The organism is Collimonas sp. GW821-FHT02H07 (genome assembly GCF_059421505.1).
This window is the reverse complement of sequence record NZ_JBWKVC010000056.1, coordinates 1-558: the sequence shown is the minus strand read 5'-3', so window position 1 is coordinate 558 and position 558 is coordinate 1. Positions and strand designations below refer to the sequence as shown.

Genomic DNA, 558 nt, shown 5'->3' with positions numbered 1-558 from the left:
GCTTGAACCAAGCCTTCAACCGCGGTGGCCACTTCCTCACGTTGGCCACGCAGCCCGGCAAGCTGATGCGCCAAGCGTGGCAACACAACTGCGGCGGCGTTGGTTCCTGGTACCACGACCGTTTGCTCTGAAAGTGCTTGGGCTACTTCACGCGCCAAGGTTTTGCCGATGCGCGGTGCCAGCTTGCTGGGTCGGTTTGCCAGGCTCGCCTCGCTAACCGAGGCGAGCCTGGACGGTGATGGGTATCGCAGCAGCAGATCCAACACAGCGGGATGATCGAGTCGAGGGCCGAGCACGCGCTCCAGCGCAGGATGAATCTGGGACAGGAGTCCGCGAATACGGTTGCTTGTCTGTGTAATTTTATCCGCCAAGTCATCGTCAAACCCACACAGCATGGTCAGCTCGGCTAATTGTTCGTCATCGAGACGAAGCGAGCGCAGCGCATGCGGCATGGAGCGAGCGGCTTCGGGAATGATGGCGGCATCTCGTGCGTCCGTCTTGGCTTCACCAGCGTGCAGATCGGCAATCCTGCGCATGGCAAGCCCGGGAAGATAGGCC

General features: G+C 60.9%; 1 protein-coding gene. It reads right to left on the bottom strand.

Annotated elements, in window-relative coordinates; translation table 11 throughout:
• Window positions 1–558: IS110 family transposase (locus AC07V8_RS25800; protein ID WP_494681218.1), on the bottom strand; the 558-nt coding region annotated here is incomplete at both ends.